The sequence below is a fragment of the Niveispirillum sp. FG148 genome (genome assembly GCF_057809655.1).
This window is the reverse complement of the sequence record NZ_JBMDKJ010000014.1, coordinates 1-25,617: the sequence shown is the minus strand read 5'-3', so window position 1 is coordinate 25,617 and position 25,617 is coordinate 1. Positions and strand designations below refer to the sequence as shown.

At 62.6% G+C, this 25,617-nt stretch carries 18 protein-coding genes; 12 read left to right on the top strand and 6 right to left on the bottom strand.

What is annotated here, in order from left to right:
* Positions 1-65: 65 nt before the first annotated feature.
* The gene (locus ACODTW_RS15595) at positions 66-839 is read right to left on the bottom strand and encodes an enoyl-CoA hydratase/isomerase family protein (protein WP_488946970.1); all 774 of its coding nucleotides are present in this window, start codon (positions 837-839) and stop codon (positions 66-68) included.
* A gap of 192 nt (positions 840-1,031) precedes the next feature.
* Between ACODTW_RS15595 and ACODTW_RS15590 the strand changes: the two genes are divergently transcribed.
* The 4 genes from ACODTW_RS15590 (at position 1,032) to ACODTW_RS15575 (ending at position 4,920) form a co-directional block, all read left to right on the top strand.
* Positions 1,032-1,451: a PaaI family thioesterase gene (locus ACODTW_RS15590; RefSeq protein WP_488946968.1), complete on the top strand. Its 420-nt coding sequence runs from the start codon at positions 1,032-1,034 to the stop codon at positions 1,449-1,451.
* 109 nt (positions 1,452-1,560) lie between these two features.
* A complete protein-coding gene (locus ACODTW_RS15585; protein ID WP_488946967.1) occupies positions 1,561-1,923 on the top strand; it encodes a hypothetical protein in 363 nt (120 codons plus the stop codon).
* A gap of 97 nt (positions 1,924-2,020) precedes the next feature.
* Positions 2,021-3,769 (top strand): ATP-dependent nuclease, encoded by a 1,749-nt coding sequence (locus ACODTW_RS15580; protein ID WP_488946966.1) that lies wholly within the window; start codon positions 2,021-2,023, stop codon positions 3,767-3,769.
* Entirely contained in the window at positions 3,766-4,920 is a 1,155-nt protein-coding gene (locus ACODTW_RS15575) for a UvrD-helicase domain-containing protein (protein ID WP_488946965.1), read from the top strand. The genes ACODTW_RS15580 and ACODTW_RS15575 overlap by 4 nt, the downstream gene beginning before the upstream one ends.
* Before the next feature lie 208 nt (positions 4,921-5,128).
* On the opposite strand, the gene ACODTW_RS15570 is transcribed toward ACODTW_RS15575, so the two are convergent.
* From ACODTW_RS15570 to ACODTW_RS15560, 3 genes are read right to left on the bottom strand one after another with little or no spacing between them, the layout of a single operon-like run.
* Positions 5,129-5,869 (bottom strand): ThuA domain-containing protein, encoded by a 741-nt coding sequence (locus tag ACODTW_RS15570; RefSeq protein WP_488946964.1) that lies wholly within the window; start codon positions 5,867-5,869, stop codon positions 5,129-5,131.
* A gap of 4 nt (positions 5,870-5,873) precedes the next feature.
* A complete protein-coding gene (locus ACODTW_RS15565) occupies positions 5,874-6,410 on the bottom strand; it encodes a VOC family protein (RefSeq protein WP_488946963.1) in 537 nt (178 codons plus the stop codon).
* Complete coding sequence (locus ACODTW_RS15560) at positions 6,407-6,922, bottom strand: MaoC/PaaZ C-terminal domain-containing protein (RefSeq protein WP_488946962.1); 516 nt, start codon at positions 6,920-6,922, stop codon at positions 6,407-6,409. The genes ACODTW_RS15565 and ACODTW_RS15560 overlap by 4 nt, the downstream gene beginning before the upstream one ends.
* A gap of 119 nt (positions 6,923-7,041) precedes the next feature.
* Here ACODTW_RS15560 and ACODTW_RS15555 point away from each other — a divergent pair, with 119 nt between their 5' ends.
* Entirely contained in the window at positions 7,042-7,359 is a 318-nt protein-coding gene (locus ACODTW_RS15555; protein ID WP_488946961.1) for a 2Fe-2S iron-sulfur cluster-binding protein, read from the top strand.
* Between the two features lie 37 nt (positions 7,360-7,396).
* The gene (locus ACODTW_RS15550) at positions 7,397-8,155 is read left to right on the top strand and encodes an SDR family oxidoreductase (protein WP_488946960.1); all 759 of its coding nucleotides are present in this window, start codon (positions 7,397-7,399) and stop codon (positions 8,153-8,155) included.
* A gap of 64 nt (positions 8,156-8,219) precedes the next feature.
* On the opposite strand, the gene ACODTW_RS15545 is transcribed toward ACODTW_RS15550, so the two are convergent.
* Both ACODTW_RS15545 and ACODTW_RS15540 read right to left on the bottom strand, forming a co-directional pair.
* The gene (locus ACODTW_RS15545; RefSeq protein ID WP_488946959.1) at positions 8,220-8,537 is read right to left on the bottom strand and encodes a Rieske (2Fe-2S) protein; all 318 of its coding nucleotides are present in this window, start codon (positions 8,535-8,537) and stop codon (positions 8,220-8,222) included.
* 11 nt (positions 8,538-8,548) lie between these two features.
* Positions 8,549-9,712, bottom strand: coding sequence for an acyl-CoA dehydrogenase family protein (locus tag ACODTW_RS15540; protein WP_488946958.1), 1,164 nt, complete (start codon positions 9,710-9,712; stop codon positions 8,549-8,551).
* A 281-nt stretch (positions 9,713-9,993) separates the two neighbouring features.
* Between ACODTW_RS15540 and ACODTW_RS15535 the strand changes: the two genes are divergently transcribed.
* From ACODTW_RS15535 to ACODTW_RS15510, 6 genes are all read left to right on the top strand, one after another.
* Positions 9,994-10,755, top strand: a complete 762-nt coding sequence (locus ACODTW_RS15535) for an SDR family NAD(P)-dependent oxidoreductase (protein WP_488946957.1) — start codon at positions 9,994-9,996, stop codon at positions 10,753-10,755.
* A gap of 16 nt (positions 10,756-10,771) precedes the next feature.
* A complete protein-coding gene (locus tag ACODTW_RS15530; RefSeq protein ID WP_488946956.1) occupies positions 10,772-12,061 on the top strand; it encodes an aromatic ring-hydroxylating oxygenase subunit alpha in 1,290 nt (429 codons plus the stop codon).
* A gap of 187 nt (positions 12,062-12,248) precedes the next feature.
* Complete coding sequence (locus ACODTW_RS15525) at positions 12,249-13,217, top strand: thiamine pyrophosphate-dependent dehydrogenase E1 component subunit alpha (RefSeq protein WP_488946955.1); 969 nt, start codon at positions 12,249-12,251, stop codon at positions 13,215-13,217.
* A gap of 14 nt (positions 13,218-13,231) precedes the next feature.
* Complete coding sequence (locus ACODTW_RS15520; protein ID WP_488946953.1) at positions 13,232-14,245, top strand: alpha-ketoacid dehydrogenase subunit beta; 1,014 nt, start codon at positions 13,232-13,234, stop codon at positions 14,243-14,245.
* Complete coding sequence (locus ACODTW_RS15515) at positions 14,238-15,980, top strand: dihydrolipoamide acetyltransferase family protein (RefSeq protein ID WP_488946952.1); 1,743 nt, start codon at positions 14,238-14,240, stop codon at positions 15,978-15,980. Before ACODTW_RS15520 ends, ACODTW_RS15515 begins: the two co-directional genes overlap by 8 nt.
* A gap of 633 nt (positions 15,981-16,613) precedes the next feature.
* Positions 16,614-25,617 (top strand): beta strand repeat-containing protein (locus tag ACODTW_RS15510; RefSeq protein WP_488946951.1); only part of this gene is annotated, 9,004 nt, incomplete at its 3' end.

Below are 25,617 nucleotides of genomic sequence, written 5' to 3'. Positions count from 1 at the left end.
ATCCGCCAAAGGTCAAGCCTTCGGCGGATTGGTATAAATCAGTCCGGTACCGGAATATTCCTTGTCTACCGGCCCTGAAAGCGGACAGGCGCCTTGGCGAAGAAGGCGCGCCGTGCCTCTACATGGTCGCGGGTGGACATCAGCATGGCCTGCCCCACCTCCTCCAGCCTCAACACCCCGTCCAGCCCCTGCGGGCCGGCGGCCAGGGCGGCACGGATGGAGGCCACGGCACCGGGGGCGGCATCGGCCAGCCGGGTCGCCCGCGCCAGGGAAACGGCCAGAACCTGCCCTTCTTCGGCCAGCAGGTCGGCCATATGCTCCGCCACCGCCTGTTCCCCGCCGACAATATCGCACAGCATCAGCAATTCCCGCACCCGGCCCATGGGCAGACGCTGCGGCAGCGACCAGAGCAGGCCCAGATCGGGCATCAGCCCGACCTTGCCAAAGGCCGCACAGAAACGGGTGGACGGCGCCACCACCACCAGATCGCAGGCCAGCGCCAGGGAGAAGCCGGCGCCGAAGGCCGCCCCCTCCACCGCCGCGACAACTGGTTTCGATAGCGTAACCAGTTGTCGAACGATGCCCTGACAGGCGCGCATCATGCGGGTGGCGTCCAGCGGGTCATCCTCCTTCATCCCGGCCAGATCGCCGCCGGCGCAGAAGACCCCGCCCTGGCCGGTCAGCACCAGGGCCCGGACGCTGGTATCGGTGTCGAGTGCGCGCAACTGGTCGGACAGGGCAGCGACCAGGGCGGCCCCCAGGGCATTGCGCCGGTCGGGCTGGTTCAAACGGACGATGGCGACGGGCCCGTCACGGTCCACCATCACCGGCGGCTGCATGGTTCCCCCCACCCTTCCGGACAGCGCCAAAGGGGCCGATCCATACAATCCCCATCCATACAATCACCCATACACTCCTCCATACAATCCGGCCGGGACCCCGTCGCGCGGCCAGCATGCGCGCGGATAAGTTTATACATGATCAACATTCTTTGTATATTATGATGCCGGTTCATGCACAGGGTTGGAGCAATGATTATGGTTACGGTGGAGATGCTGCTTGCGGCGGGATGGCAGCCGGAAGAATGGCGGGACTATGCCGGTCTGGTCGGCCCGTTCTGGTGGCGGCAGGAGGGTGAAACACGCGCTTACGGCCTGTTGTGCGGGGAGAAGCACCGGAACGAGCGCGGGACGATCCATGGCGGCCTGATCGCCAGCCTGGCCGACCATGGAATCGGCCTGATCGTCTGGGACAGCGTCGACCGCCGCGCCTGTGCCACCATCCAGATGAACATGCATTATATCGGCGCCGCCCGCGTCGGCGACTTCATTGAAGCCCGCGGCGAAATCCTGCGCTCCGGCCGCAGCGTCATCTATGCCCGCGGCTTGCTGACCGTGGGTGACCGGCCCGTCGCGGCGGTGGATGGGGTGTGGAAGCTGCTGGAGGGGTGAGGCGGGGTTGACCGGCCGGAGCGGACACCCCCGTCACGCCGAAAACGATATGCAATACATGCAACATGAACCGGAGGGCGTTTCAGAGACGCCCTGACGGTCACTCCGAATGCGCAGTGCAGTGGACGCAGCAAATCAGCGTTGGATAAAGAGCAAAGCTGGATTTGCGGGGAAAGTCCGGAATGCGCCCCATGGCAGTCGTACCAGCGCTCTGGTGAACGTCTCGTCAGCGGACATTGGGAAAGACGTTTTGTCCGGAAAGCCGTCCGACAAACAATTTGTCCGGATTGCCATCGCGGACGCCGATTTCCGGACAGCCATCGAGTTGACCGCCAAACGACGGTTTGGCGGACCGGGGTGGGACCGGAAGCTGACGAGCGAATTACCCGCAGCAGCTTGGGTTTACAGACATTGCCATCCGCAGCGACTTCAGCTCGCGCTGCTTCCAGAGTACGGTGATATCGTTGCGTGATGATGTTAAGGTCGCACGACTCACCCCTACTCTTAGCTTTGCTACAACAGTCTTACATTGTAGAATTAAATTTGCGGCCTCCCTTGAGGACGGCGGGATGCCCGCATCTGTCGTATTGTTGCCGCCGCTCGACTTTGCCGTGGCGCCGTCTATAAAATTGGGAGAGTCATATTATTGCATAAAGGTAACTTATAGAAAATTGGAGGAGCGCATGAGGATTAAAAAGGTCAAGGTCACAAATTTCAAATTTTACGAGGAGACGTTCACACTAGCGTTGAACGATGGTCTCAATGTGATCGTTGGTGCCAACGAGTCCGGGAAGACCACAATTCTGGAAGCGATTCATTTGGCGCTAACAGGACATCTACACGGTCGCCCGTTGAGGAACGATCTCACAAACTATCTCTTCAATTTAAACGCACAGACCAAATATGTGGAGAGCCTTAGCACAAAATCTCCACTTCCACCGCCAGCGATTACAATCGAGCTGTTCTTTTCGGGAGCTTCCAGCGACCTGGCGGTGCTTGAAGGAGATGGAAACTCCGATAAGGTCAAGAGCAGCGGCGTAATCTACAAGATCGAATTTGACGAGGAAAATTATAAAGTTCCGTATGAAGAATTGTTGAAGGCCGGTACGCTTGGTTCCATTCCTGTTGAGTATTACACAGTGACCATGCGTTCATTCGCGCGTAAGACCATCACCCCTCGCAGTATCCCTATCAAGTCCGCGTTGATCGATTCCTCCAGTACGCGGCTGCTGAACGGATCGGATGTCTACCTCTCTCGGATCATTCGCGACGTGCTGGAAGAGAAGGAGCGCGCGTCCATTTCCCAGGCCCACAGAAAGCTCAAGGAGGCTTTCGGGGCGGACGAGAACCTTAAGTTAATCAACGAGCGGATCACCAAAGCCGCTAAGATTAGCCAAAAGGCAGTCAGTATCTCTGTCGATCTGTCGTCTCAGACTGCATGGGAAAGCAGCCTGATGACCTACATCGACCTCATCCCCTTCCAGTACATCGGCAAGGGCGAACAATGTGTTATCAAGACTAAGTTGGCTCTCAGCGCCAAGAAGAACGCCGAGGTGACGGCGATTCTACTGGAAGAGCCTGAGAATCACCTTTCACATACGCGGTTGAACGAGTTGATCGCCGATCTTACTGATCAGCACGGGCAGAAACAGATCATCATTTCCACGCATAGCAGTTTTGTGGCCAATAAGCTTGGTCTGGACCACTTGATCGTGCTGCGTCGCGGTGAGGTGGTGCGCATCTCGGAGATGAAAGCAAGCGACTTCTTCAAGAAGTTGGCTGGATACGACACCTTGCGTTTGGCGCTGGCGACCAAGGCCATTCTGGTGGAGGGAGACTCCGACGAGCTGATAGTTCAACGCGCCTATATGGATGCCAACGGCGGCCGGCTACCTATACAGGATGGAATAGATGTGATCTCGGTCGGCACGGCGTTCCTGCGCTTCCTCGAACTGGCGAAACATCTCAAGATCCCGGTCGCCGTAGTCACCGATAATGACGGCGACCCAGCTGCCGTCGAGAAAAAGTATGATGCTTTCCGAAGTTCTGGCACTGTAAAAATCTGCTGCGATCGTGTCGTGGACTCCGGATCTCTTGTCATCAAGGAAAAGCCCTATAACTACAATACTTTGGAGCCGAAACTCCTTAAGGCGAACAATCGTGCGATCCTGAATGCCATCCTCGGGGTGACGACAGATACGGATGACGAACTCCGCATCTATATGCGGACCAATAAGACCGAGAGCGCCTTGGCCATTTTCAACTCGACTGCCAAGATCACCTATCCAGACTATATTATCGAGGCCATCTCTCCGTGATCGGCGATAATAAGATCGTCATCGCCGCCGCCGGATCAGGTAAGACCACCTATCTCGTTAAAGAGGCGATGAAGGTTAAGGGCGAGCGTGTTTTGATTACCACTTATACTGAATCGAACGAAGCTGAAATCCGCCAGAAGTTCTTTGAGTTGGCTGGTTGTGTGCCAGCTAATGTAATGATCATGACATGGTTCAGCTTCCTCATAACCCATGGGGTGAAGCCGTTTCAGGGAGGGCTGTTCGAACACTCTGTTACCGGTATGCATTTGGCTCCGGCTCAATCAGGTTTCAGGTACAAAAACCCCCAAGGCAAGCCCGTCTACTGGTCCGAAGATGAATTTGATAAATATTATTTCGACCCGGCTTGGCAGGTCTATTCCGACAAGCTCTCCAAGCTTGTAATTCGCTGCAACAAGAAAAGCGAAGGAGCCGTTATTGATCGGATTTCCCGGATCTTTTCTTATATTTTTGTAGACGAGGTACAGGACCTTGCGGGCTACGATCTAGACATCTTGGCAGAATTTGCCCGAAGTTCCGTCCGACTTCTCATGGTTGGCGATCCGCGGCAGGTGACGTACCTTACACACCACGAGCGGCGCTACGCAAAGTACGCTGAAGGCAGAATTGTAGAGTTTATACGCAGTGAGCTTCCAAAGAAAGTACCGGTCGTCATAGACGAAACGACTCTGAATCGGTCACACCGCAACAATGCGATCATCTGCGCCGTGTCGTCCCGGCTCTATCCTGGCTTGCCTACTACCCAAGCATGCGAATGCACTCAGTGCCGTACAGAAGTGCCTACACACACTGGTGTCTTTATAGTACGGACTGCCGACTACGCTTATTATCTTGAAACATTTCTACCGATGCAACTACGTGACAAAGTTAACAGCTCCGGTGTGGACCACAGGCGGCCCGCCATGAATTTTGGAGAATCGAAAGGCCTAGGCTTCGACCATGTAATCATCCTGCCTACCCAGCCGATGCGAGACTGGCTCGCCGATCCGACTGCTGAGTTAAAGGCCCTGAGCCGGGCGAAATTCTACGTCGCTCTGACGCGCGGCCGCCATAGTGTGGCGATAGCGATGGATTGGGGCGCTGCACCCTTGCCTAGTGGTTTCACGCTTTATGTGCGTGCAATAGCGGTGTAACGCCGGTTGTGGTCCGGTGAATGGCTAGTTCCAGGTCCAGGGACTGTCACCTTGGGTGATCAAAAGTGGGGCGCAAATCGGAAGTCCGCCTTCTCATAGATACCGTCCGTCAAACCGACGTTTGATGGACAAACAGAAATGGCTGATTTCCCCGTGACCTGACCGAAAACCCGCCCGTCCGCTTCCGCCCCCCCCCCCCTCCCCCCGATCAACTCTCCCCCATCCCCCAGACGATCCCCCGGCGCAGCAGCTCGTAAAAGACCGGGTGCTGCCAGGCGCAGCGTTCGACGAAGGGGTAGAAATCGGCCAGCGGGCGCAGGTCGTAGCGGCCGCGGCAATGGCCCAGGGTCAGGTACAGGATTTCTCCGCCATGGCTGGCGCGGGTGTAGAGGACGGGGTGGTCGGCCTCTGCCCACTCGGAGCGCACGAATTCCGGGGTGGGGCCGGCGAAGCGGGTGGTCAGCAAGGTGTGGTTGCCGGGATGGCAGGTGCAGAGATATTGCTCATCCTCCACCACGAAATCGCGCAGGCCCCGGGTCAGGGGATGGTGCGGGTCGGCCACCTTCACCTTGAACCGGGTGATGGGCGGGTGAGCCTGGAACTGGCTGCCCAGCATGTCCATGAATTCAGGCGCCGCATCGGGGCAATCCACCCTGCCATCGGCCAGGAAATTCAGGATGGAGTTGGTGCCGTGCAGGGCGAACCAGCGGCGGCCCCGGCCCAGAAACTGTTTCAACGCCGCCAGCCCGGCCGCATCAGGGACGATGTCGCAGGTATAGGTGATCAGCATGTCGGCCGCCGCGATGACGGCCGCATCGCCATAATCCCCCAATACCGTCACCCGCATCTGTTCATGGTCGGCCAGCAGCTTCAGCAGTTCCAGGCGCGCGAAGTCGATATCATGGTATCTGCCGCCCGCGATCAGGCAGACATTGATGGCTTTTGACATGGCGTCAGCCCCTTCTGCCCGGCTGGCGGATCGGGTCGGTTCCGTCCCAGTCGCGCGATGCGGCCTGGACCCTGGCGAAGAATTTCATCAGGGCGGGCGTCGCCTCGAACAATTCCACCATGGTGCCGGGGTAGTCCCCCTGATTGTCGAAATAGGCAAAGCCGGTGCCGGCGGCCGTGGTGCCGCCCTGGGCCACGGTCTGCCCCGCCGCCAGGGCGCGGGACAGATCGGCGGCATAATCGGCGCTGGCCACGCCGACATGGTGCATGCCCTGGTGCCCGGCGCCCAGGAATTCGCGATAGACGCTGGGCGCGTCGTTCAGTTGCTGCACCAGTTCGATCTGTAGATCCCCGCTATAGGCCGTGGCCACCGACATGCGCACATCCACGGGCACCCCGCGCAGGGTGACGCTGGCAAAGGCGATGTCGGGCAGCACATAGAAGGGACCGACACCCAGATTGTCGATCCAATGGCGCATGGCCGCATCCAGATCGCGGACGACATAGCCATTCTGCGTGATGGGGCCGAACAGGCGGCTCATGCCCTGTCCTCCTTGTCCGGGAAGCTGCGTGAGGGGGATGGGGCGGGGTCGGGCGCGGGGCTGGGGTGGCTGGCGCGGCGCACGAAGGAGATGCTGTCGAAGCTGATCACCACGGTGCCGTCGGCCTTTTCCACCGCATGGCGCAGGGTGACGATGCCGGCATCATCACGCTTGGCAGAGATACGTTTGGCCACCAGTTCAGAGCGGGCGCGGATGACATCGCCAGGGCGCAGGGGGGCGGCCCAGCGCACATTCTCCCACGCGATGCCGCAGACCCAGGCGATGTCGCCATTCTCCTGCGCATCCAGCACCCGCCAGAGCGCACAGGAATAAAGCCCCGACCCGATCATGCCGCCAAAGGGCGAGCGGGCGGCCAGGTCCGGGTCGGTGTGGAAATATTGCGGATCATATTTGATGGCGAAGTCGCGCATATCCTGCGCTTCCACGGTCAGGGGGCGGCTTTGCGTGCGTTCCCCGATGCGCAAATCCTCCCAGTAACGCCAGCCGGCCATGGGCCGATCCCTCCATTTCCGTATTCTTGTATTGAGAATTGCAGAATTTTGTATGCGCGTCACGGGGGTTTGTATATTTTAGGCGGCAATGATGAAATTTACCGGGAGGGTGAGTGCCGATGGCCCAGATCATTGTCACCGATCGCGGCGGGGACAGCCACGCTTTCCAGGCCGAGAGCGGCCTGTCGCTGATGCAGAACCTGAAGGATCAGGGGCTGGATATCGCGGCCATCTGCGGGGGCTGCTGTTCCTGCGCCACCTGCCATGTGCATGTCGATACGGCCTGGATAGCGGCCGTGGGCGCGCCGGCGGCGGATGAGCTGGAACTGATGCAGGACAGCGCGCATTTCCGGCCGGGCCCGTCGCGCCTGTCCTGCCAGATCCGGGTGGATGAGAAGCTCGACGGGCTGCGCGTGACGCTGGCGCCGGAAGACTGAGCGCGGCGGGAACGAGATAAACATCAGGGAGGAAAATATGGGTCGGGTTGCGGGGAAGGTCTGCCTGGTGACGGGCGCGTCGATGGGACTGGGGCGCGCGGATGCGCTGGCCCTGGCGGCAGAGGGTGCGCGCGTGGTCATGGCTGACGTGGCCGAAGAAGCGGGAGAGGCGGCGGCAGCGGACATCCGCGCGGCCACGGGGGCCGAGATCGTGTTTGTCCGCCATGACGTGACCAGTGAAGAGAGCTGGGCGTCGCTGATCGCCGGGATCGAGGCGCGGTTCGGGCGGCTGGACGTGCTGGTCAATAATGCCGGCACGGTGGTGGTGGCGGATGTGGAGAGCACCAGCCTGGAACAATATCGCAAGGTCAATGCCGTCAGCGCGGAGGGCACCTTCCTGGGCTGCAAACACGCCATCGGGTCGATGAAGAAGACGGGCGGCGGCAGCATCATCAATATGTGCTCCGTCGCCACGCATCTGGGCTATCCGGTGTTCTTCGCCTATTCAGCGGCCAAGGGGGCGGTACGCGGGATGAGCAAGTCCATCGCCATCCATTGCCAGATGCATGGATATAATATCCGCGTGAACACCGTACATCCCGGCGCCATGGACACACCCATGGTGCGCGCCGCCAACACCACCCTGTTCGGCAGCGAGGAGGAGGCGAAGAAGCACCTGCCCCCCATCGGCCAGCCCGAGGATGTGGCCGCCATGATCGTCTATCTGGCCAGCGACGAAAGCCGCTTCGTCAATGGGGCGGAACTGGTGATCGATAATGCGGTGGTGATTTCGTGAAGGCGCGGGGGAGCGTGAGCTCCCCCTCACGGCTGGCGGCGACGGGAGGGCGAGCGAAAGCCCCCTACCCTTCCACCGTCACCAACACCCGGCCGCCCTGCACCTGCGTTTCATAGAGCGTCAAGGGCCGATAGCCGGCGCCGCCCAGGCAGCGGCCGCCATCGGCCAGGTCGAAGCGGGCGCCGTGCAGGGGGCAGGACAGAATGCCGTTGCGCAACCGACCTTCCTCCAGCGTGCTGGCGGCATGGGTGCACATGTTGCGCACGGCCCGGATGCTGTCGCCCGCGCGGCAGAGCAGGATGTCTTCCGCGCCCAGGGTCACGCGCAGCTTGCCCCCGTCCGGCAGATCGGACAGGGCGCAGGCGTCAAAGGTTTGCGCCATTCCCGGCCCCGTCACGAACGCCGCTGGTCAAAGCGGCGGCCGACCATGGCGGCGGCAATGTTGATCTTCTGGATATCGACGGCCCCGCCGGCAATGCCCCAGCCCCAGCTGTCGCGCAACCGCCGTTCCATGCCATATTCATGGGAATAGCCATAACCGCCCATCAGCTGCACGGCCGCCCCCGTCACCTCGCGCGAAATCTCATTGGCGAAGCATTTGGCGACCGAGCTTTCGATCAGGGACGGCAGGCCGTCCTGAGCATTGCTGGCGGCGCGGTGGATCAGCAGGCGGGCCGCCTCCACCTTCATCTTCATTTCGGCCAGCTTGATCTGCACCGCCTGGAATTCGACGATTGCGCGACCAAACTGTTTGCGTTCCTGAACATAGTCGGTCACCTCCTCCAGCGCGCCCGACGCCTGGGCCAGCGACATGGTGGCGTTGCCGCAGCGTTCCAGATCAAAGGCTTCCATCATCTTCTTGAAGCCGCCGGCCCCGACGATGACATTCTCCGCTGGGATTTCGACATCGTCGAAATAAAGGTCGGAACTGGGGATACCGCGGAAGCCCATCAGCTGTTCCTGCGCGCCATAGCTGAGGCCCTTGGCGCCCTTTTCCACGAAGACGGCACCGATGCCCTTGGCGCCGGGATCGTCCGACAGGCGGCAATAGACGACATAGGCATCGGCATGGCCGCCGCCCGAACACCAGCGCTTGGTGCCGTTCAGATACAGCTTTCCGTCGCGATTGGTGACGCGGGTGGTCAGGTCGGTCAGTGCCGAGCCGGCCTCTGGTTCCGACATGGAGATGGCGATGATCATCTCCCCCCGGCAGACGGCGGGCACGACGCGGTCGCGGAGCGCCGGACTGCCGAAATGTTCGATGGCGCGCACGGGGCCGACGCAGGATTCGAACACGGGGAAGGCCACGGCCGAGGAGATCTTGGCCAATTCCTCCAGCACGATCAGGGCTTCCAGATTACCCAGCCCCATGCCGCCATAATTGGTCGGTATATTTATACCCAGGAACCCCAGTTCCGCATACCGGCGTATCCATTCGTGCGGACAGGGTTCGCCCGTCAGGTCCAGTTGCTGGGCCAGGGGACGCAACTGTTCCTGGGCAAAGCGACGCGCGGCCTGCTGCAATTCGCGCTGTTCGTCGGTCAGTCGGAAATCCATGGACCTTCGTCCTCCCTCAATGGGCGCGCAGCCTTATCTTTCCTGGCTTTGGGGCGCCGTTTTTCCTATTCGATTGCAGCCTGCGGCGCGGTGACGCGCGCTGACCGCCCCTGTTATCTATACAGAGAGACAGTTTTTTGTATACACAAAATCGGCATCACTGATATACAAACTGACGAACGGACAAAATCAGCACGGTTGCAGGCTTGCGCCGCCCCCGGTTTGCCATGACCATGAGGGCAGAGGGCGGAAAGCCCCGTGATCAAGGGAGGAGAGACGAGATGGATCTGGGTCTGAAGGGCAAGAAGGCCGTCGTGACCGGCGCCACCAAGGGCATCGGCCGCAAGATCGTGGAGGCGCTGGCCGATGAGGGCGTGGATATCGCCATCTGTTCACGCACGGCCGAAGAGGTGGAAGAGACGCTGGCCGTGCTGCGCGCCAAGGGTGTCAATGCCGTGGGCGAGGCCGTGAATGTGCGCGACGGGGAGGCCTATAAGGCCTGGATCGCGCGCGCAGCCGAACAGCTGGGCGGCATCGACATCCTGGTCCCCAACGTGTCCGGCGGGGCCGGCATGGACAGCGAAAAGAACTGGCAGCGCAATTTCGATGTGGATGTCATGGGCGCGGTGCGCGCGGTGGACACGGCCGTGCCGTTCCTGAAGAAATCCGGCGAGGGGTCGGTGGTGTTCATCGTGTCCACCAACGCCATCGAAACCTTCGCGGCGCCCATGGCCTATAACGCGCTGAAGGCCAGCCTGATCACCTATTCCAAGCAATTGGGCCAGTTCCACGGCAAGCGGCGCATCCGCTTCAACGCCCTGTCGCCGGGCCCGATCTTTGTCGAAGGCGGCGCCTGGGACATGATCAAGACCTCTCAGCCTGATTTCTATAACGCCACCATCGCCGCCCACCCGTTCGGCCGCATGGGCACGGCCGAGGAAGTGGCCAAGGCCGTCGCCTTCCTGGCCAGCCCGGCCGCCAGCTGGATCAACGGCACCCACCTGATTGTCGATGGTGGATATACGAAGGGCGTCCATTTCTGATCCGGGAGTGCGCATCATGCCGATCAAACGGGTCAAGCCGGGCGATTTCACCCGCACCCCCATCGACAAGGCCCCGGACCCGCAGCTGGGCCACGCCATCATCGCCAAGGAGCGCTATACCAGCCCCGATTTCATGAAACTGGAATGGGAGCGGATGTGGAAACGCAGCTGGCTGCTGGGCTGTCGGGAGGATGACATCCCGGAACCGGGCGATTATGTCTGTACGGAAATCGGGCGGGAGGCGATCCTGATCGTCCGCCAAGCCGATATGTCGATCCGCGCCTTCTATAATGTCTGTCAGCATCGCGGCAACCGGCTGGTGCCGCCCGGCATCGGCAAGCTGAAGACGTTCAAATGCGCCTACCACCATTGGGAATATGGGCTGGATGGCGATTATGTGCGCATCCCGGACAAGGAAACCTTCCCGCAGGGCACGCCCTGTCAGGGATTGCCGGAGGTGCCGTGCGATGTCTGGGGCAGCTTTGTCTGGTTCAACCTGAACAAGGATGCCGAGCCGCTGCGGGAATTCCTGGGCGTGATCCCCGAGCATCTGGACCCGTATCATTTCGACCGGATGGCCCTGACCCGGGACTGGACCATCGAATGGGACTGCAACTGGAAAGCGTCCGTTGATGCCTTCAACGAGAGCTACCATGTGCAGGGCATCCATCCGCAGCTGCTCTATTACCTGGATGATCTGGATATCCAGATCGACTGTTACGACCGGCACAGCCGCTATCTGGTGCCGTTCGCCACCACCAGTCCGCGTGTGAAGGAAACCACCGACATCCCGCCCCTGATCCGCCTGATCATGAAGCAGGCGGGCATGGACCCGGCCGATTTCGACGGCAAGACGCGCGAAGTGCGGTTGGCGGTACAGAGATGGAAGCGGGAGAATGGGGCATCACAAGGGTTCGATTATTCGGACCTGAATGATGACCAGCTGACCGATGATTACCATTACCTGATCTTCCCCAACATCACGCTGAACGTGCATGCCGATGATCTGATGCTGTTCCGGCAGCGACCGCACCCGACCGACCCCAACAAGATGTTCTACGATCTGCTGAATTTCCGCCTGCTGAAACAGGGGGAGGAAAAGCCCGAACGGCCGGAACACCGCTTCTACCGCCATGGGGAAAAGTCGTTGGGCCAGGTGCTGGACCAGGATGCCTATAATCTGCCCGGCGTACAGCTGGGCATGCAGTCGGAAGGCTTCCCCGGATTGTGGCTGGGGGATCAGGAACTGCGCATCCGGCACTTCCACAAGGTGATCGACGATTATGTGTATGGGGGGGAGAGGTAATTCCCTTCCGTCCTCTCAACCGTCATCCCGGCGAAAGCCGGGACCCAGGAGCCAAAGGCTCCACCTATCAGCAGCGTCGCCGGACGCAGCGTTAAGCTTCTTTCCTGTGGCCCCTGGGTCCCGGCTTTCGCCGGGATGACGGGAAGATCGGGATCGTCAAAGAGGCCTTTCTTCAAGGAACCAACCCATGCAGCTCAACCGTGACGCCCTGCTTCAGGCCTATCGGCGCATGCGCACCATCCGTGAGTTCGAGGAGCGGATTCATATCGAGAACCGCACCGGGGAGATCGCGGGCTTCACGCACCTGTATGCCGGTCAGGAGGCCGTGGCGGTGGGCGTGTGCGAGCATCTGACGGACAAGGACTGGATCGCGTCCACCCATCGCGGCCATGGCCATTGCATCGCCAAGGGCTGCGATGTCGGCGGCATGATGAAGGAGATCTATGGACGCGCCGACGGCCTGTGCAAGGGCAAGGGCGGGTCCATGCATATTGCCGATCTGGACAAGGGCATGCTGGGCGCCAATGCCATTGTCGGCGGCGGCCCGCCCATCGCGGTCGGCGCCGCCATCGCCGCCAAGCTGGCCGGGCAAGGCCATGTCGCCGTCAGCTTCACCGGTGATGGCGGGGCCAACCAGGGCACGGTGCTGGAAGCGCTGAACATGGCGGCCGTGTTGAAGGTGCCGAAGATTTTCGTGTTCGAGAATAATGGCTATTCCGAACATACGGGTGCGGCCTATGCGCTGGCCGGCCAGGATCTGGGACGGCGGGTGGAGGGGTTCGGCATCCCCGTCTTCCGCGCCGACGGGTTCGACTTCTTCTCCGTGTACGAAGCGATGCGTCAGGCGCTGGAGATCGCGCGGACGGGCGGCGGGCCGGCGGCAATCTATGCCACCTGCACCCGCTATTTCGGGCATTTTGAGGGCGACCCCCAGCTTTACCGCGCCAAGGGCGAGGTGGAGAGGTTCCGGGAGGAGAGCGACTGCCTGAAAGGCTTCCGCGCGCGGGTGACCGACGCCGGCCTGATCGATGCGGCCACCCTGGACGCCATCGATGCCGAGGTTCTGGCCGAGATCGACACCGCCACCAACGACGCCAAGTCAGCCGCCCCGCCCCTGGCGGCGGATCTGGCCACCGACGTCTATATCAGCTATTGAGCGGGAGAGGTTCGATGCCCGTCATCACATTGCGCGAGGCCCTGAACGAGGCCCTGCATCTTGAAATGGCCCGCGACGCCCGTGTGATCGTCCTGGGCGAGGATGTGTCCGGCGGCGCCGGCGGCACGTCCGGACAGCGCGACGCGGCCGGCGGCATTTTCGGCGTGACCAAGGGCCTGATCCATAAGTTCGGGGAAGGGCGCGTCATCGACACGCCCATTTCCGAAAGCTGCATCATCGGGGCTGCCAATGGTGCGGCCCTGGCCGGGCTGCGGCCCGTGGCCGAACTGATGTTCGCCGATTTTGTCGGCGTGGCCATGGACCAGATTTTCAACCAGGCCGCCAAATTCCGCTATATGTTCGGGGGCAAGGCGCGCACGCCGCTGGTCATCCGCATGTCGTTCGGCGCCGGCATGAACTGTGCCGCCCAGCATTCGCAGACGATCTATCCCTTCATGACGGCGGTGCCGGGGCTGAAAGTGGTGGTGCCGTCCAACCCGTACGATGCCAAGGGCCTGCTGCTGACCGCAATCCGTGATGATGATCCGGTGGTGTTCTTCGAGCATAAGGCGCTGTACAGCCGCAAGGGCGAGGTGCCGGAGGGGGAATATCTGATCCCGTTCGGGGAGGCGGCCCTGGTGCGCGAGGGCGAGCATGCGACCATCGTGGCGCTCGGCCGCATGGTGCCGTTTGCTGAAAAGGCGCTGGACAAGCTGAATGCCGAGGGCATCACCTGCGACCTGATCGACCCGCGCACGACCAGCCCGCTGGACGAGGAAACGATCCTGGAAAGCGTGTCGAATACGGGCCGGCTGGTGGTGGTGGATGAAAGCCCGCCACGCTGTTCGGTGGCGTCCGACATTGCCGCCATCGTGGCGCAGAAGGGCTTCCGCGACCTGAAGGCACCCATCGAGATCGTCACGGCCCCGCACACGCCCGTGCCCTTTGCCCGCGAACTGGAACGCGCCTATGTCCCCGGCCCCGCCCAGATCGAGGCCGCCGTGCGCAAGGTGCTGAAAGATGGCTGAGATACACCCCATCACCCTGCCCAAATGGGGCATCGAAATGTCGGAAGGCACGGTCGCCAACTGGCATCTGGCCGTGGGCGCCAGCGCGGAAAAGGGCGCCGAACTGGTCGATATCGAGACGGAAAAGATCGTCAATACGCTCGACCTGGAGGTGGGCGGCACGCTGCGCCGGCAGCTGGCCCAGGCGGGTGACGTGCTGCCCGTGGGTGCCTTGATCGCCGTGCTGGCCGATGCGTCGGTGCCGGACAGTGCCATTGATGCGTTCGTGGCGGGGTACAGGCCCATTGATGTGTCGTTTGAGCCCAAGGAGGGGGGTGCCTCTGCCTCCTCAGCATCAGCCGCGATGCTGAACAGCCACACCAGCTCCTCCTGCCTTCCCCGCGAAAGCGGGGATCCAGGGGTCCCGGGCCCGACCGATGGTGCAGGCGGCCCCTGGCCCCCCGCTTTCGCGGGGGAGGCAACGAAGAGTGACATGAATGTTGAACCTTCCCCCGACCCTGCCCTTCTGGCCGCCCGCAACGAGGCCGCCTATGCCAGCCCGCTGGCGCGGCGGCTGGCCAACCGGCTGGGGATCGATCTGTCCGGCCTGACCGGCACAGGCCAGAAGGGACGGATCAGTCAGGAGGATGTGGAGAAGGCGGCCGCCGCGCGCGGCACTGTTCCGCCAGCGGCACCGGCACCTGAACCGGTGCCTGCGGGGCCCGAACCCCATGCCAGCCCCATCGCGCAGAAGATCGCCCGCAAGCTGGGCATGAGCCTGCATGGCATCAAAGGCACAGGTGCGCGGGGCCGCGTGTCGCTGGCCGATGTTAAGGCGGCGGCGCAGACACGCGGTCTGCTGGATGCACCGACACCGGCTTCCCCTGTAGTACCCCCTGCCCCGCCCCCGCCTCCACCCGCTGCGGGACCGGCGGCGCGCAAACTGGCCGGCGATCTGGGCGTCGATCTGGCCAGCGTCACACCCACGGGGGCCAAGGGCCATGTGACCAAGCAGGATGTGCGTGAAGCGGCCGAACGGGCGTCGGCACCGGCCGTGACGGAAGCCCCCACCTATGACCTGCTGCCGCTGACCGGCATGCGCCGGGCCATTGCCAGCGCCCTGGTCCATGCCAAGCAGACGGTGCCGCATTTCTATCTGACGTCCGATGTCACGGTGGATGCGCTGCTGTCCTTCCGCGAACAGGTCAATGCCCGGCCCAACAGTCCCCGCAAGCTGTCGGTGAATGATCTGCTGATCAAGGCGACGGCCCTGGCACTGACGGAGGTGCCGGACGTCAACGTGCATTGGACGGATGAGGGCATCCGCCGCTTCCGCAGCGCCGATATCTCCGTGGCCGTCGCGGTGGATGGCGGACTGCTGACGCCCGTGCTGCGCGGGGCGGAAGCACTCGACCCCTGGTCCATCGGTGCCAGGGTCGCCGACCTGGCCGAACGGGCGCGCAAGCGTACGCTCGCCAAGGAGGATATCAGCGGCGGCAGCTTCACCATCTCCAATCTGGGCATGTATGGCATCCGCCAGTTCCAGGCCATCATCAACCCGCCCCAGGGCGCCATCCTGGCCGTGGGCACGGTGCGGCGGGAAGCGCGGGAGCGGCCGGATGGCGGGGTGGCCTTCGCCTCGGTCTTGAGCCTGACACTCTCCTGCGACCATCGGGCCGTGGACGGCGCCCTGGGTGCGACGTTCCTGGCGGCCCTGGGCAGGCGGCTGGAGGACCCGATCGGGCTGCTTTTATAAGGGATGGGTGCCAAGGGGGCGCCGATGCCGCGGGCTCTTGGTCCCGGCATCGGCGCTCCCTTTTTTGCGCCTGTACCCGTGATACCAGCGGCGGATCCTACATCCGCAGGACTGGCTACGCCGCACGAGCGGTGCGCCGGCAGTCGCCGCCGGACCGAATCAAGGGGCACGTTCTCCGGTGACCGATGCCGCCTTTTAGTTGTAAACGAATTTACATTGGGGGGCGGTCGCCTCGGCCAATGGCGGTTTGCCTTGGTCATTGGCGGCGTCGCGGGTGCCGGTCGTCGATGATGCGGAATCCGGTCCACAACGCCCGATGAGGGGCGTTCCGGATTGGCAGCGACCGAAATAATTCTCAGTATTGGAAACCCGGAATTTCTGGCGGATATCCTGCCACTTTGGCGATCCCATCGAGGAAATAAACAGAAACCAAAGGAATTTGGCGGCGCATGAATTCCAGTTCAGAATTTATCAAAGCACCTAAATTTTGGGTGCGCCTTATCCTTTTAGGTAGATACTTCTCGTTGTATGTGACATCCACAGGAGAATAGAATCTTCAAACAGGCGAATGTCGCTGTTTTGCCTTGGGGCGCGGAACAGTCATATCGTCGATAGGCACCGGGGGAGACGGCTTTGCGCACCACGATCGGACAGGGTCAGTTGCGTCGTGCGTTGATGGCCGGCGCGTCGCCGATCGTGTTGGCAGCAAGCTTATTGGTTGTGGTCGAGCCATCGCGCGCGGCCGACATCACCATCAGCACCTCCATCACCACCGGCACGGTGTGGAGCGCGACGGCGAACCCCGGCAGCAACCTGACCGTCACCAACAGCGGCACCATCAACACCGCCAACGCCTATGCCGTCACGATCACGGGCACGGCCGGGTCGCAGCTGGGAACGCTGCTGAACAATGGCCTGATCAACGAATCGGCGGCCAACGGCCGCGCCGTGTTCATCCAGGCCGGCAGCGTGTCCGCCCTCGTCAATACCGGCACGATCAGTGCCAACACCTATGCGCTGTGGAATGCCGGCTCCCTGGGCACCATGTCCAACAGCGGCCTGATCAACGGCCGGCTGGTGAACCAGAGCACGATCGGTGCCTTCACCAACACCGGCACGCTGACCTACACGTCCTTCACCTGGGACAATGAGACTCTGGTCCAGACTTTCACCAATTCCGGGCTGATCTATGGCGACCGCGCCGTCTACAGCCAGGGTACCATCGGCACCCTGATCAACACCAATACCGGCACCATCCAGGGCACGATCAACGCGATCACCATCACCGGTGTTGGTGGCATCAATTCGATTGCCAATTCCGGCCAGATCATCGGCAATGTGCTGAATTCCGGCACCATTACGCCCACCATTTCCGGCGGCACGCTCACCACCATCGGCACCCTCACCGGCACCCTGGGCAGCGTCGGCACCATCACCAGCGCCAATGCTGGTCTGCTGTTCAGCTCCGGCAAACTCTATCTGAACGACCATATCAATGTCGGCACCAATACGGTCACCAATGCCGGTGCCTCGCTGAGCGTGACCAGCCTGCTCAGCATCACCGGCACGCTGATGCAGAGTGCGGGCACGATCCAGATCGATCCGAGTGCCGGCCGGTTGGTGGTCAACCGTCCGGTCAGCCTGACCGGCGGCACGGTCGTGGCGGGCCTGAACTCAATCAGCAATTATCTGGCGGGCGATTACACCATCATCGCCGCAGGTGCCGGCTCCAACTATACCGGGCTCAGCCTGGTCACCAGCACGGTTACCGGACAGTCCGCCGTAAGCAGCATCAGTGGCAATAACATCATCACCACTGCTCGCAACAATTATATTGGCGGCACGCTGTCCACCCTCAGCAATTCCGGTACCATCAGCGGGTCCAAGACGGCCACCTATATTGCCGCCACCGGGTCGGTGGGCACGCTGTCCAACTCGGGCACCCTGTCGGGCGCTACGCGCGGCATCTTCATGAATTTCGGTGCCCAGGTCGGCACCATCACCAATTCGGGCCGTATCGTGGCCGTTGGCGGGGCGGGTGCGGCCGGCGGCATCGCCAATGCCGGCACCATCGCCAGCATCGTCAATACCGGCACCATCATCAGCGGCGCCAGCAGCGGTATCGGCCTGAACCAGAATGTCTCTTCGATCGGCCAGATCACCAATAGCGGGCTGATCAGTGCCGCCACCGGCGGCATCTACGACCAGGGCACCATCGGCACCGTGAACAACACGGGGCAGATCCTGGGTGCGCAGGGCCTTTCGATCAATGGCGGCACCCTCAGCCTGCTCAACAACAGCGGCACCATCACCGGCAGCAGCAGGGGTATCTATCTCAGCGGTAAGCTGAGCAGCGTCAGCAACAGCGGCACCCTGAGCGGCCCCGCCGCCCTGTATGTCGCGTCCGGCTCCACCTTGGGCCCCATCACCAACAGCGGGCTGATCGCCGGCAGTATCGTCAATCTCAGCAGCAGCGCCCTGACCATCAGCGGCGGTACCGGCGCCACCATCGGCACGCTGACGGGACAGACCGTCACCAACAAGGGCAGCATCGTCAACACGCTGTCGAATGTGGTGTTCGCCGGCGGCAACCTGCTGCTGAACGACAATATCAACGCGACCGGTCGCACCGTGTCCAATATCGGCGCCTCCTTGCGCCTGAACAGCATCATCAATGTCACCGGCGGCTTCAGCCAGACCAGCGGCACGCTGACGATCGATCCGACGCAGGCCGGCCTGATCGCCACCGGTGCCGCCAGCATCACCGGCGGCACGGTGGTGTCCAGCTTCTCCAGCACGGGCAATTACCTGGCGGGCGCCTATACGCTGGTCAGCGGGTCCAGCCTGGTCCTGACCGGCGCCACCGTGTCGATCAACAATGTCACGGGCCTGTACAAGAGCACCAGCACGATCGGCACCGGGTTGCTGCTGAACGTGAACAATGATTATGTCGGCGGCACGCTGACCACCCTGAACAACAGCGCGACCATCACCAGCGCCAGCACGGGCCTTTATGTGGCCACGACCGGCCAGGTCGGCACGCTGACCAACAGCGGCACGTTGGGTGGTGTGCAGTTCGGCGTCAACAACCGTGGCACCATCGGCACGCTGTCGAATTCCGGCCGCATCACCAACAATAATTTCACCGCCCTGTGGAACCAGGGCAGCATCGGCCTGCTGAGCAACAGCGGCACGATCACCAATTCAAGCTGGGCCATCCTGAATTCCAGCACCATCGCCACGCTGACCAACAGCGGCGTCATTTCGGGCGGCGGCAACGCCATCCAGAATAATGGCGTCATCACGCTGGTCAATAACAGCGGCACCCTGTCCGGCGGCAGCAATGCCATGGCCGGCACCTTCGGCACCATCATCAACAGCGGCATCATCAAGGGCCATATCAACAGCAGTGGCGGCCGGGTTGACACCATCATCGGCGGCAGCGGTGGCACCATCGGCACGCTGATCGGCTTTAACGGCACCACCCTGGGCACGATCGGCATCAGCAGCAATCTGGTCTTCGCCTCTGGCGATCTGCTGCTGCATGACAACATCCTGGCCAAGAGCGTTGCGGCCAGCATCGTGACGGTCAGCAATGTGGGTGCCAATATCACGCTGTCGACGATCGTCAACGTGGACGGTAACTACACCCAGACCGGTGGCAGCCTGAATCTGGGCAATAGCGGCCAGCTGGTGGTCAGCAAGGCCGCCAGCATCACCGGCGGCACCATTTCGGCCGGTAGTGCGGGTCTGTCCTCGACCTCGTCTTATCTGTATGGATCGGCGGGCGGTACGCTGGTTTCCGGCGGGGCCGGGTCCAACTATACCGGCGTCGTCCTCAGCAGCAGCGGCGGCGGCATCACCGGCTTGGCCGTTTCCGGCACGACCAGCGGCACCAATCTGGTGATGCAGGTCGGCAACTACTATGTCGGCAACAGCCAGACCTCGGTCGGCAACACCGGCACGCTCACCAACGTTCTCTATGGCGTCTATGTCGCCTCCACCGGCACGCTGGGCACGCTGGCCAACAGCGGCACGTTGACGTCAAACGACACCAGCGGGGCCGGCGTCTCCAACAATTCCACCATCACCACGGTGGTCAATAGCGGCCTGATCTCCGGTTCCGGCAAGGGCTTCGGCAACCAGTCGACCATCCTGTCGATGCTGAACAGCATCGGCGGCAGCATCATCGGCGGCACCGCAGCAGGCCTGCAGAACGACACCTATTTCGGTACGCTGACCAACGCCGGCTATATCACCTCCGGTTCCGCCGGCTTTGCCAATTACGGCACCATGGGCGTGCTGGCCAATACCGGTTCGATCAATGGCGGGCCGCAGGGCGTCTATCTGGACGGCAACAGCACCCTGACCTCGCTGACCAACAGCGGCACGATCACGGCGGCGCAGAGCGCCGTGCAGGTGAGCGGCCGGCTGACGGTGCTGACCAACAGCGGCAGCATCGGCAATGCCACCAACGCCCTGAACGTGGCCGGCACGCTGGGCACGCTGATCAACCAGAATGGCGGCACGATCAATTCCAGCAACGCGCTCTATGTCAGCGGCAGCATCGGCGGCTTCAGCAACAGCGGCGTGGTCAAGGGCAAGATCGACAATCAAAGCGCCAACAACCTGACCATCACCGGCGGCGCATCCGGCACCATCGGCACCCTGACCGGCCAGTCCGGCATGGGCACCATCAGCAACACGCTGAGCAACCTGTTCTTCGCGTCGGGCAACCTGCTGCTGAACGACCGCATCATCGCCACCGGGCGGACGGTCACCAACAGCGGCGCATCGCTCACCTTCAACAGCATCGTCTCCATCACCGGCAATTACGCGCAAAGTGCCGGTACGCTTGATCTGTCTGCGTCCGGCAGCGGCATCGTGGTCAGCGGCGGAGCCAGCATCACCGGCGGCACCATCGCCACCAGCCTGGTGTCCACGGGCAATTACCTGGTCGGCAATGGCGGGACGACGCTGGTGTCGGCCGGTGCGGCGTCCAGCTATACCGGCGTCAGCATCGCCGCCAATTCCCTGACCGGCATCGGCAGCGTCAGCAACACGGTCATCGGCAACAATCTGCTGCTGATGTTGAGCAATCATTATGTCGGCGGCACGCTGGGCACGCTGACCCAAACGGGCAGCCTCAGCGCCGCCACCGCCGTCTATATCGCATCCACCGGCAATCTGGGCACCCTGGTCAACAGCGGCACCCTGTCCGGCAATATCAACAATCAGTCCTCCAACAACCTGACCCTGGCCGGCGGCACCTCAGGTACGATCGGCACCCTGACGGGCACGACCGGACAGGGCACCATCAACAACACGCTGAGCAATGTCGTCCTGGCGTCGGGCAACCTGCTGCTGAATGACAGCATCGTGGCCACCGGCCACACGGTCAGCAACAGCGGCGCCAATGTCACCCTGACCAGCATCGTCAATGTCACCGGCGATTACGGCCAGACGGGCGGCCAGCTGATCCTGAATGCCGGCGCCAAGCTGGTGGTCAGCGGTGCGGCCAGCATCACCGGCGGCACCATTGCCGCCAGCCTGTCGGCGACGGGCAATTATGCGCCGGGTCTGGAAACGACGCTGGTGTCGATGGGGGCCGCCTCCGCCGTCAGCGGTGTGGTGACGGTGACCGGCCTCAGCGGCCTGATCACCAGCAACACGCTGACCGGCAACAACCTGGTCCTGACCTATGGCAACCATTATGTCGGCGGCACGCTGGGCTCCCTGGCCAATACGGGCAGCGTCAGCGCGGCCACGGCCGTCTATATCGCGTCCACCGGCAATCTGGGCTCCCTGGTCAATACCGGCACCCTGTCCGGCAATATCGTCAATCAGGCCGCCCGCGATCTGACCATCGCTGGCGGGACCGGCGGCACTGTCGGCACCCTGACGGGCGGCACCATCACCAACACGCTGGGCAATGTCGTGCTGGCGTCCGGCAGCCTGCTGCTGAATGACCGCGTCAATGTCGGGTCCGGCACGCTGATCAATGGCGGCGCGTCGGCGGCGCTGACCAGCACCGTTTCCATCACCGGCAATTACACGCAAAGTGCCGGTACACTGACGGTCGATCCGGGCACCAGCGGGCTGGTGGTCAGCGGCGGGGCCAGCATCACCGGTGGCGCCATCGTCACCGGCGTCGTGTCCACCGGCAATTACCTGGTCGGCACTTCGACCCTGGTGTCGGCGGGTGCCGCATCCAACTATACCGGTGTCAGCGTTACGGGCGGCAGCATCACCGGCCTGGTGTCGGCCAGCACCGTTTCCGGCAACAATCTGCTGCTGAATATCGGCAATGATTATGTCGGCGGCACGCTGGGCACGCTGAACAACACGGGCAGCCTCAGCGCCGCCACGGCCGTCTATATCGCATCCACCGGCAATCTGGGCACCCTGGTCAACAGCGGCACCCTGTCCGGCAATATTAACAATCAGTCCTCCAACAACCTGACCCTGGCCGGCGGCACCTCGGGCACGATCGGCACCCTGACGGGCACGACCGGACAGGGCACCATCAGCAACACGCTGAGCAATGTCGTGCTGGCGTCGGGCAACCTGCTGCTGAATGACAGCATCGTGGCCACCGGCCACACGGTCAGCAACAGCGGCGCCAATGTCACCCTGACCAGCATCGTCAATGTCACCGGCGATTACGGCCAGACGGGCGGCCAGCTGATCCTGAATGCCGGCGCCAAGCTGGTGGTCAGCGGTGCGGCCAGCATCACCGGCGGCACCATTGCCGCCAGCCTGTCGGCGACGGGCAATTATGCGCCGGGTCTGGAAACGACGCTGGTGTCGATGGGGGCCGCCTCCGCCGTCAGCGGTGTGGTGACGGTGACCGGCCTCAGCGGCCTGATCACCAGCAACACGCTGACCGGAAACAACCTGGTCCTGACCTATGGCAACCATTATGTCGGCGGCACGCTGGGCTCCCTGGCCAATACGGGCAGCGTCAGCGCGGCCACGGCCGTCTATATCGCGTCCACCGGCAATCTGGGCTCCCTGGTCAATACCGGCACCCTGTCCGGCAATATCGTCAATCAGGCCGCCCGCGATCTGACCATCATCGGCGGGACCGGCGGCACGGTTGGTGTCCTGACCGGCGGCACCATCACCAACACGCTGGGCAATGTCGTGCTGGCGTCGGGCAGCCTGCTGCTGAACGATGCGGTCAATGTCGGTTCCGGCACTCTGATCAATGGCGGCGCCACGATCACGGCGCAGAATGACCTGCAGGTCGGCAAGTTCCGTCAGACGGCCGGCCAGCTCAATCTGGGCGGCAATATCCTGAATGTCGACGGGGCGGCCAGCATCACCGGCGGCACCATCGAGACCAACCTGTCGGCAACCGGCACCTATCTGATCGGCTTCTTAAAGACACTGGTGTCGGCCGGTGCCGGTTCCACCTTTGACGGTGTCAATGTCGCCGGGCTCGGCTCCATCCCCGTCCTGTCGGCCCAGAGTGTGGTCGAGTCCAACAAGCTGTTGGTTTCGTTCGGCAATAATTATATCGGCGGCTATCTGCCCACCCTGGACAATACCGGCAACATCAGCAGCGCGACGGTGATCTATATTGCCCGCACGGGCAATCTGGGGGCGCTGAACAATACCGGCACCATCAATGGCAACATCACCAACCAGTCCGACAAGGCCCTGGTCATCAATGGCGGCAGCGGCACGGTTGTCGGCGCCTTTACCGGCGGCACGATCAGCAGCACCGGTGCCAATGTCGTACTGTCGTCGGGCAACATCCTGCTGACCGACGCGGTCGATGTCGGTTCCGGCACGCTGGTCAATAGTGGCGCCACCGTCAACCTGCCCGCGGCCCTGAATGTCGCCGGCAATTTCAGCCAGACGGCCGGCCAGCTGGTCATCGGCAACAATGTCTTCTCGGTCAGCGGTGCGGCCAATGTCAGCGGCGGCACCATCCTCACCAGCCTGGCGGCCACGGGCAATTACCTGGCCGGGGCGCAGAACGCGACGCTGATCGCCGGCGGCGCCGGGTCCAGCTATGCCGGCGTCAATGTCTCGGCCAGCATCACCGGCCTGTCGGCCAAGGGCACGACCAGCGGCAACAACCTGCTGCTGTCCTTCGCCAACCATTATGTCGGCGGCAGCCTGTCGGCTATCAACAATACCGGCAGCCTGAGTGCCGCCACCGCCGTCTATGTCGCCGCGACCGGTAACCTGGGGGCGCTGAACAACAGCGGCACCATCAACGGCAACATCACCAACCTGTCCAGCAAGGCGCTGGTGATCAACGGGGCCAGCAGTGGTACCGGCAGCTTCACCGGCGGCAACATCACCAGCACCAATGCCAATGTCGTGCTGGCGTCGGGCAATATCCTGCTGGGCGACGGCGTCAATGTCGGCGGCGGCACGCTGGTCAACAGCGGCGCGTCTGTCCTGCTGTCCGGCCCGGTGGCGGTCAGTGGCAATTATGCCCAGAGCAGCGGCGCGCTGATCGTGGGTGGCACGGGGGTCCTGCAGGTCAGCGGGGCCGCCAATATCAGCGGCGGCACCGTCGCCGCCAGCCTGTCGGCGACCGGCAATTACCTGGTCGGCGGGGTTGGAAGCACGCTGGTGACGGCTGGTGCCGGGTCCAGCTATGCCGGCGCGCTGGTCACGATCAGCGGCCTGAAAGGCCTGCTGACCGCCAGCACGGTGTCCGGCAATAACCTGCTGTTGTTCTTCAGCAATGATTATGTCGGCGGCAGTCTCGCCTCCATCGACAATACCGGCAGCCTGAGTGCGGCCACGGCGGTCTATATCGCCGCCACCGGCAATCTGGGGGCGCTGAACAACAGCGGCACCATCAGCGGCAATATCACCAACCTGTCCGCCAACGCCCTGGTCATCAATGGCGCCAGCAGCGGCACCGGCAGCTTCACCGGTGGGGTGATCAGCAGCGCCAATGCCAATGTCGTGCTGTCGTCGGGCAATATCCTGCTGGGTGACGCGGTCAATGTCGCCAGCAAGGCCCTGGTCAATAGCGGGGCGTCGGTCACGCTGGCCGGTGCGCTGAATGTCACCGGCAATTACAATCAGACCGGCGGCGTCCTGAACCTTGCCGGCAATGTGCTGTCGGTCAGCGGTGCGGCCAATGTCAGCGGCGGCACCGTCCTGTCCAACCTGAGCGCCACGGGCAATTATCTGGCCGGGTCGCAGGGGGCCACGCTGATCGCCGGCGGGGCCGGGTCCAGCTATGACGGCGCCAATGTCTCGGCCGGCGTCACCGGTCTGGCGGCCGGCGGCACGGTGTCGGGCAACAATCTGGTGCTGGCCGTCACCAACGATTATGTCGGCGGCAACCTGTCGGCCATCAACAATAGTGGCAACCTGAGTGCGGCCACGGCCGTCTATATCGCCGCGACCGGCAACCTGGGGGCGCTGAACAATAGCGGCACCATCAACGGCAATATCACCAACCTGTCCGGCAACGCCCTGGTGATCAACGGCGCCAGCAGCGGCACCGGCAGCTTCACGGGCGGCGTGATCAGCAGCACCAAAGCCAATGTCGTGCTGTCGTCGGGCAATATCCTGCTGGGCGACGCGGTCGATGTCGGCGGTGGCACTCTGGTCAATAGCGGCGCCTCGGTCACGCTGGCCGACGCGCTGAATGTCA

Bases quoted from the DNA above. Each gene is read 5' to 3' on its own strand.
- ACODTW_RS15560 (WP_488946962.1), bottom strand. From the start codon at position 6,922: ATGGCCGGCTGGCGTTACTGGGAGGATTTGCGCATCGGGGAACGCACG.
- ACODTW_RS15550 (WP_488946960.1), top strand. From the start codon at position 7,397: ATGGGTCGGGTTGCGGGGAAGGTCTGCCTGGTGACGGGCGCGTCGATG.
- ACODTW_RS15585 (WP_488946967.1), top strand. From the start codon at position 1,561: ATGCGCAGTGCAGTGGACGCAGCAAATCAGCGTTGGATAAAGAGCAAA.
- ACODTW_RS15565 (WP_488946963.1), bottom strand. From the start codon at position 6,410: ATGAGCCGCCTGTTCGGCCCCATCACGCAGAATGGCTATGTCGTCCGC.
- ACODTW_RS15535 (WP_488946957.1), top strand. From the start codon at position 9,994: ATGGATCTGGGTCTGAAGGGCAAGAAGGCCGTCGTGACCGGCGCCACC.
- ACODTW_RS15545 (WP_488946959.1), bottom strand. From the start codon at position 8,537: ATGGCGCAAACCTTTGACGCCTGCGCCCTGTCCGATCTGCCGGACGGG.
- ACODTW_RS15580 (WP_488946966.1), top strand. From the start codon at position 2,021: ATGCCCGCATCTGTCGTATTGTTGCCGCCGCTCGACTTTGCCGTGGCG.
- ACODTW_RS15520 (WP_488946953.1), top strand. From the start codon at position 13,232: ATGCCCGTCATCACATTGCGCGAGGCCCTGAACGAGGCCCTGCATCTT.
- ACODTW_RS15515 (WP_488946952.1), top strand. From the start codon at position 14,238: ATGGCTGAGATACACCCCATCACCCTGCCCAAATGGGGCATCGAAATG.
- ACODTW_RS15525 (WP_488946955.1), top strand. From the start codon at position 12,249: ATGCAGCTCAACCGTGACGCCCTGCTTCAGGCCTATCGGCGCATGCGC.
- ACODTW_RS15530 (WP_488946956.1), top strand. From the start codon at position 10,772: ATGCCGATCAAACGGGTCAAGCCGGGCGATTTCACCCGCACCCCCATC.
- ACODTW_RS15540 (WP_488946958.1), bottom strand. From the start codon at position 9,712: ATGGATTTCCGACTGACCGACGAACAGCGCGAATTGCAGCAGGCCGCG.
- ACODTW_RS15595 (WP_488946970.1), bottom strand. From the start codon at position 839: ATGCAGCCGCCGGTGATGGTGGACCGTGACGGGCCCGTCGCCATCGTC.
- ACODTW_RS15555 (WP_488946961.1), top strand. From the start codon at position 7,042: ATGGCCCAGATCATTGTCACCGATCGCGGCGGGGACAGCCACGCTTTC.
- ACODTW_RS15570 (WP_488946964.1), bottom strand. From the start codon at position 5,869: ATGTCAAAAGCCATCAATGTCTGCCTGATCGCGGGCGGCAGATACCAT.
- ACODTW_RS15590 (WP_488946968.1), top strand. From the start codon at position 1,032: ATGATTATGGTTACGGTGGAGATGCTGCTTGCGGCGGGATGGCAGCCG.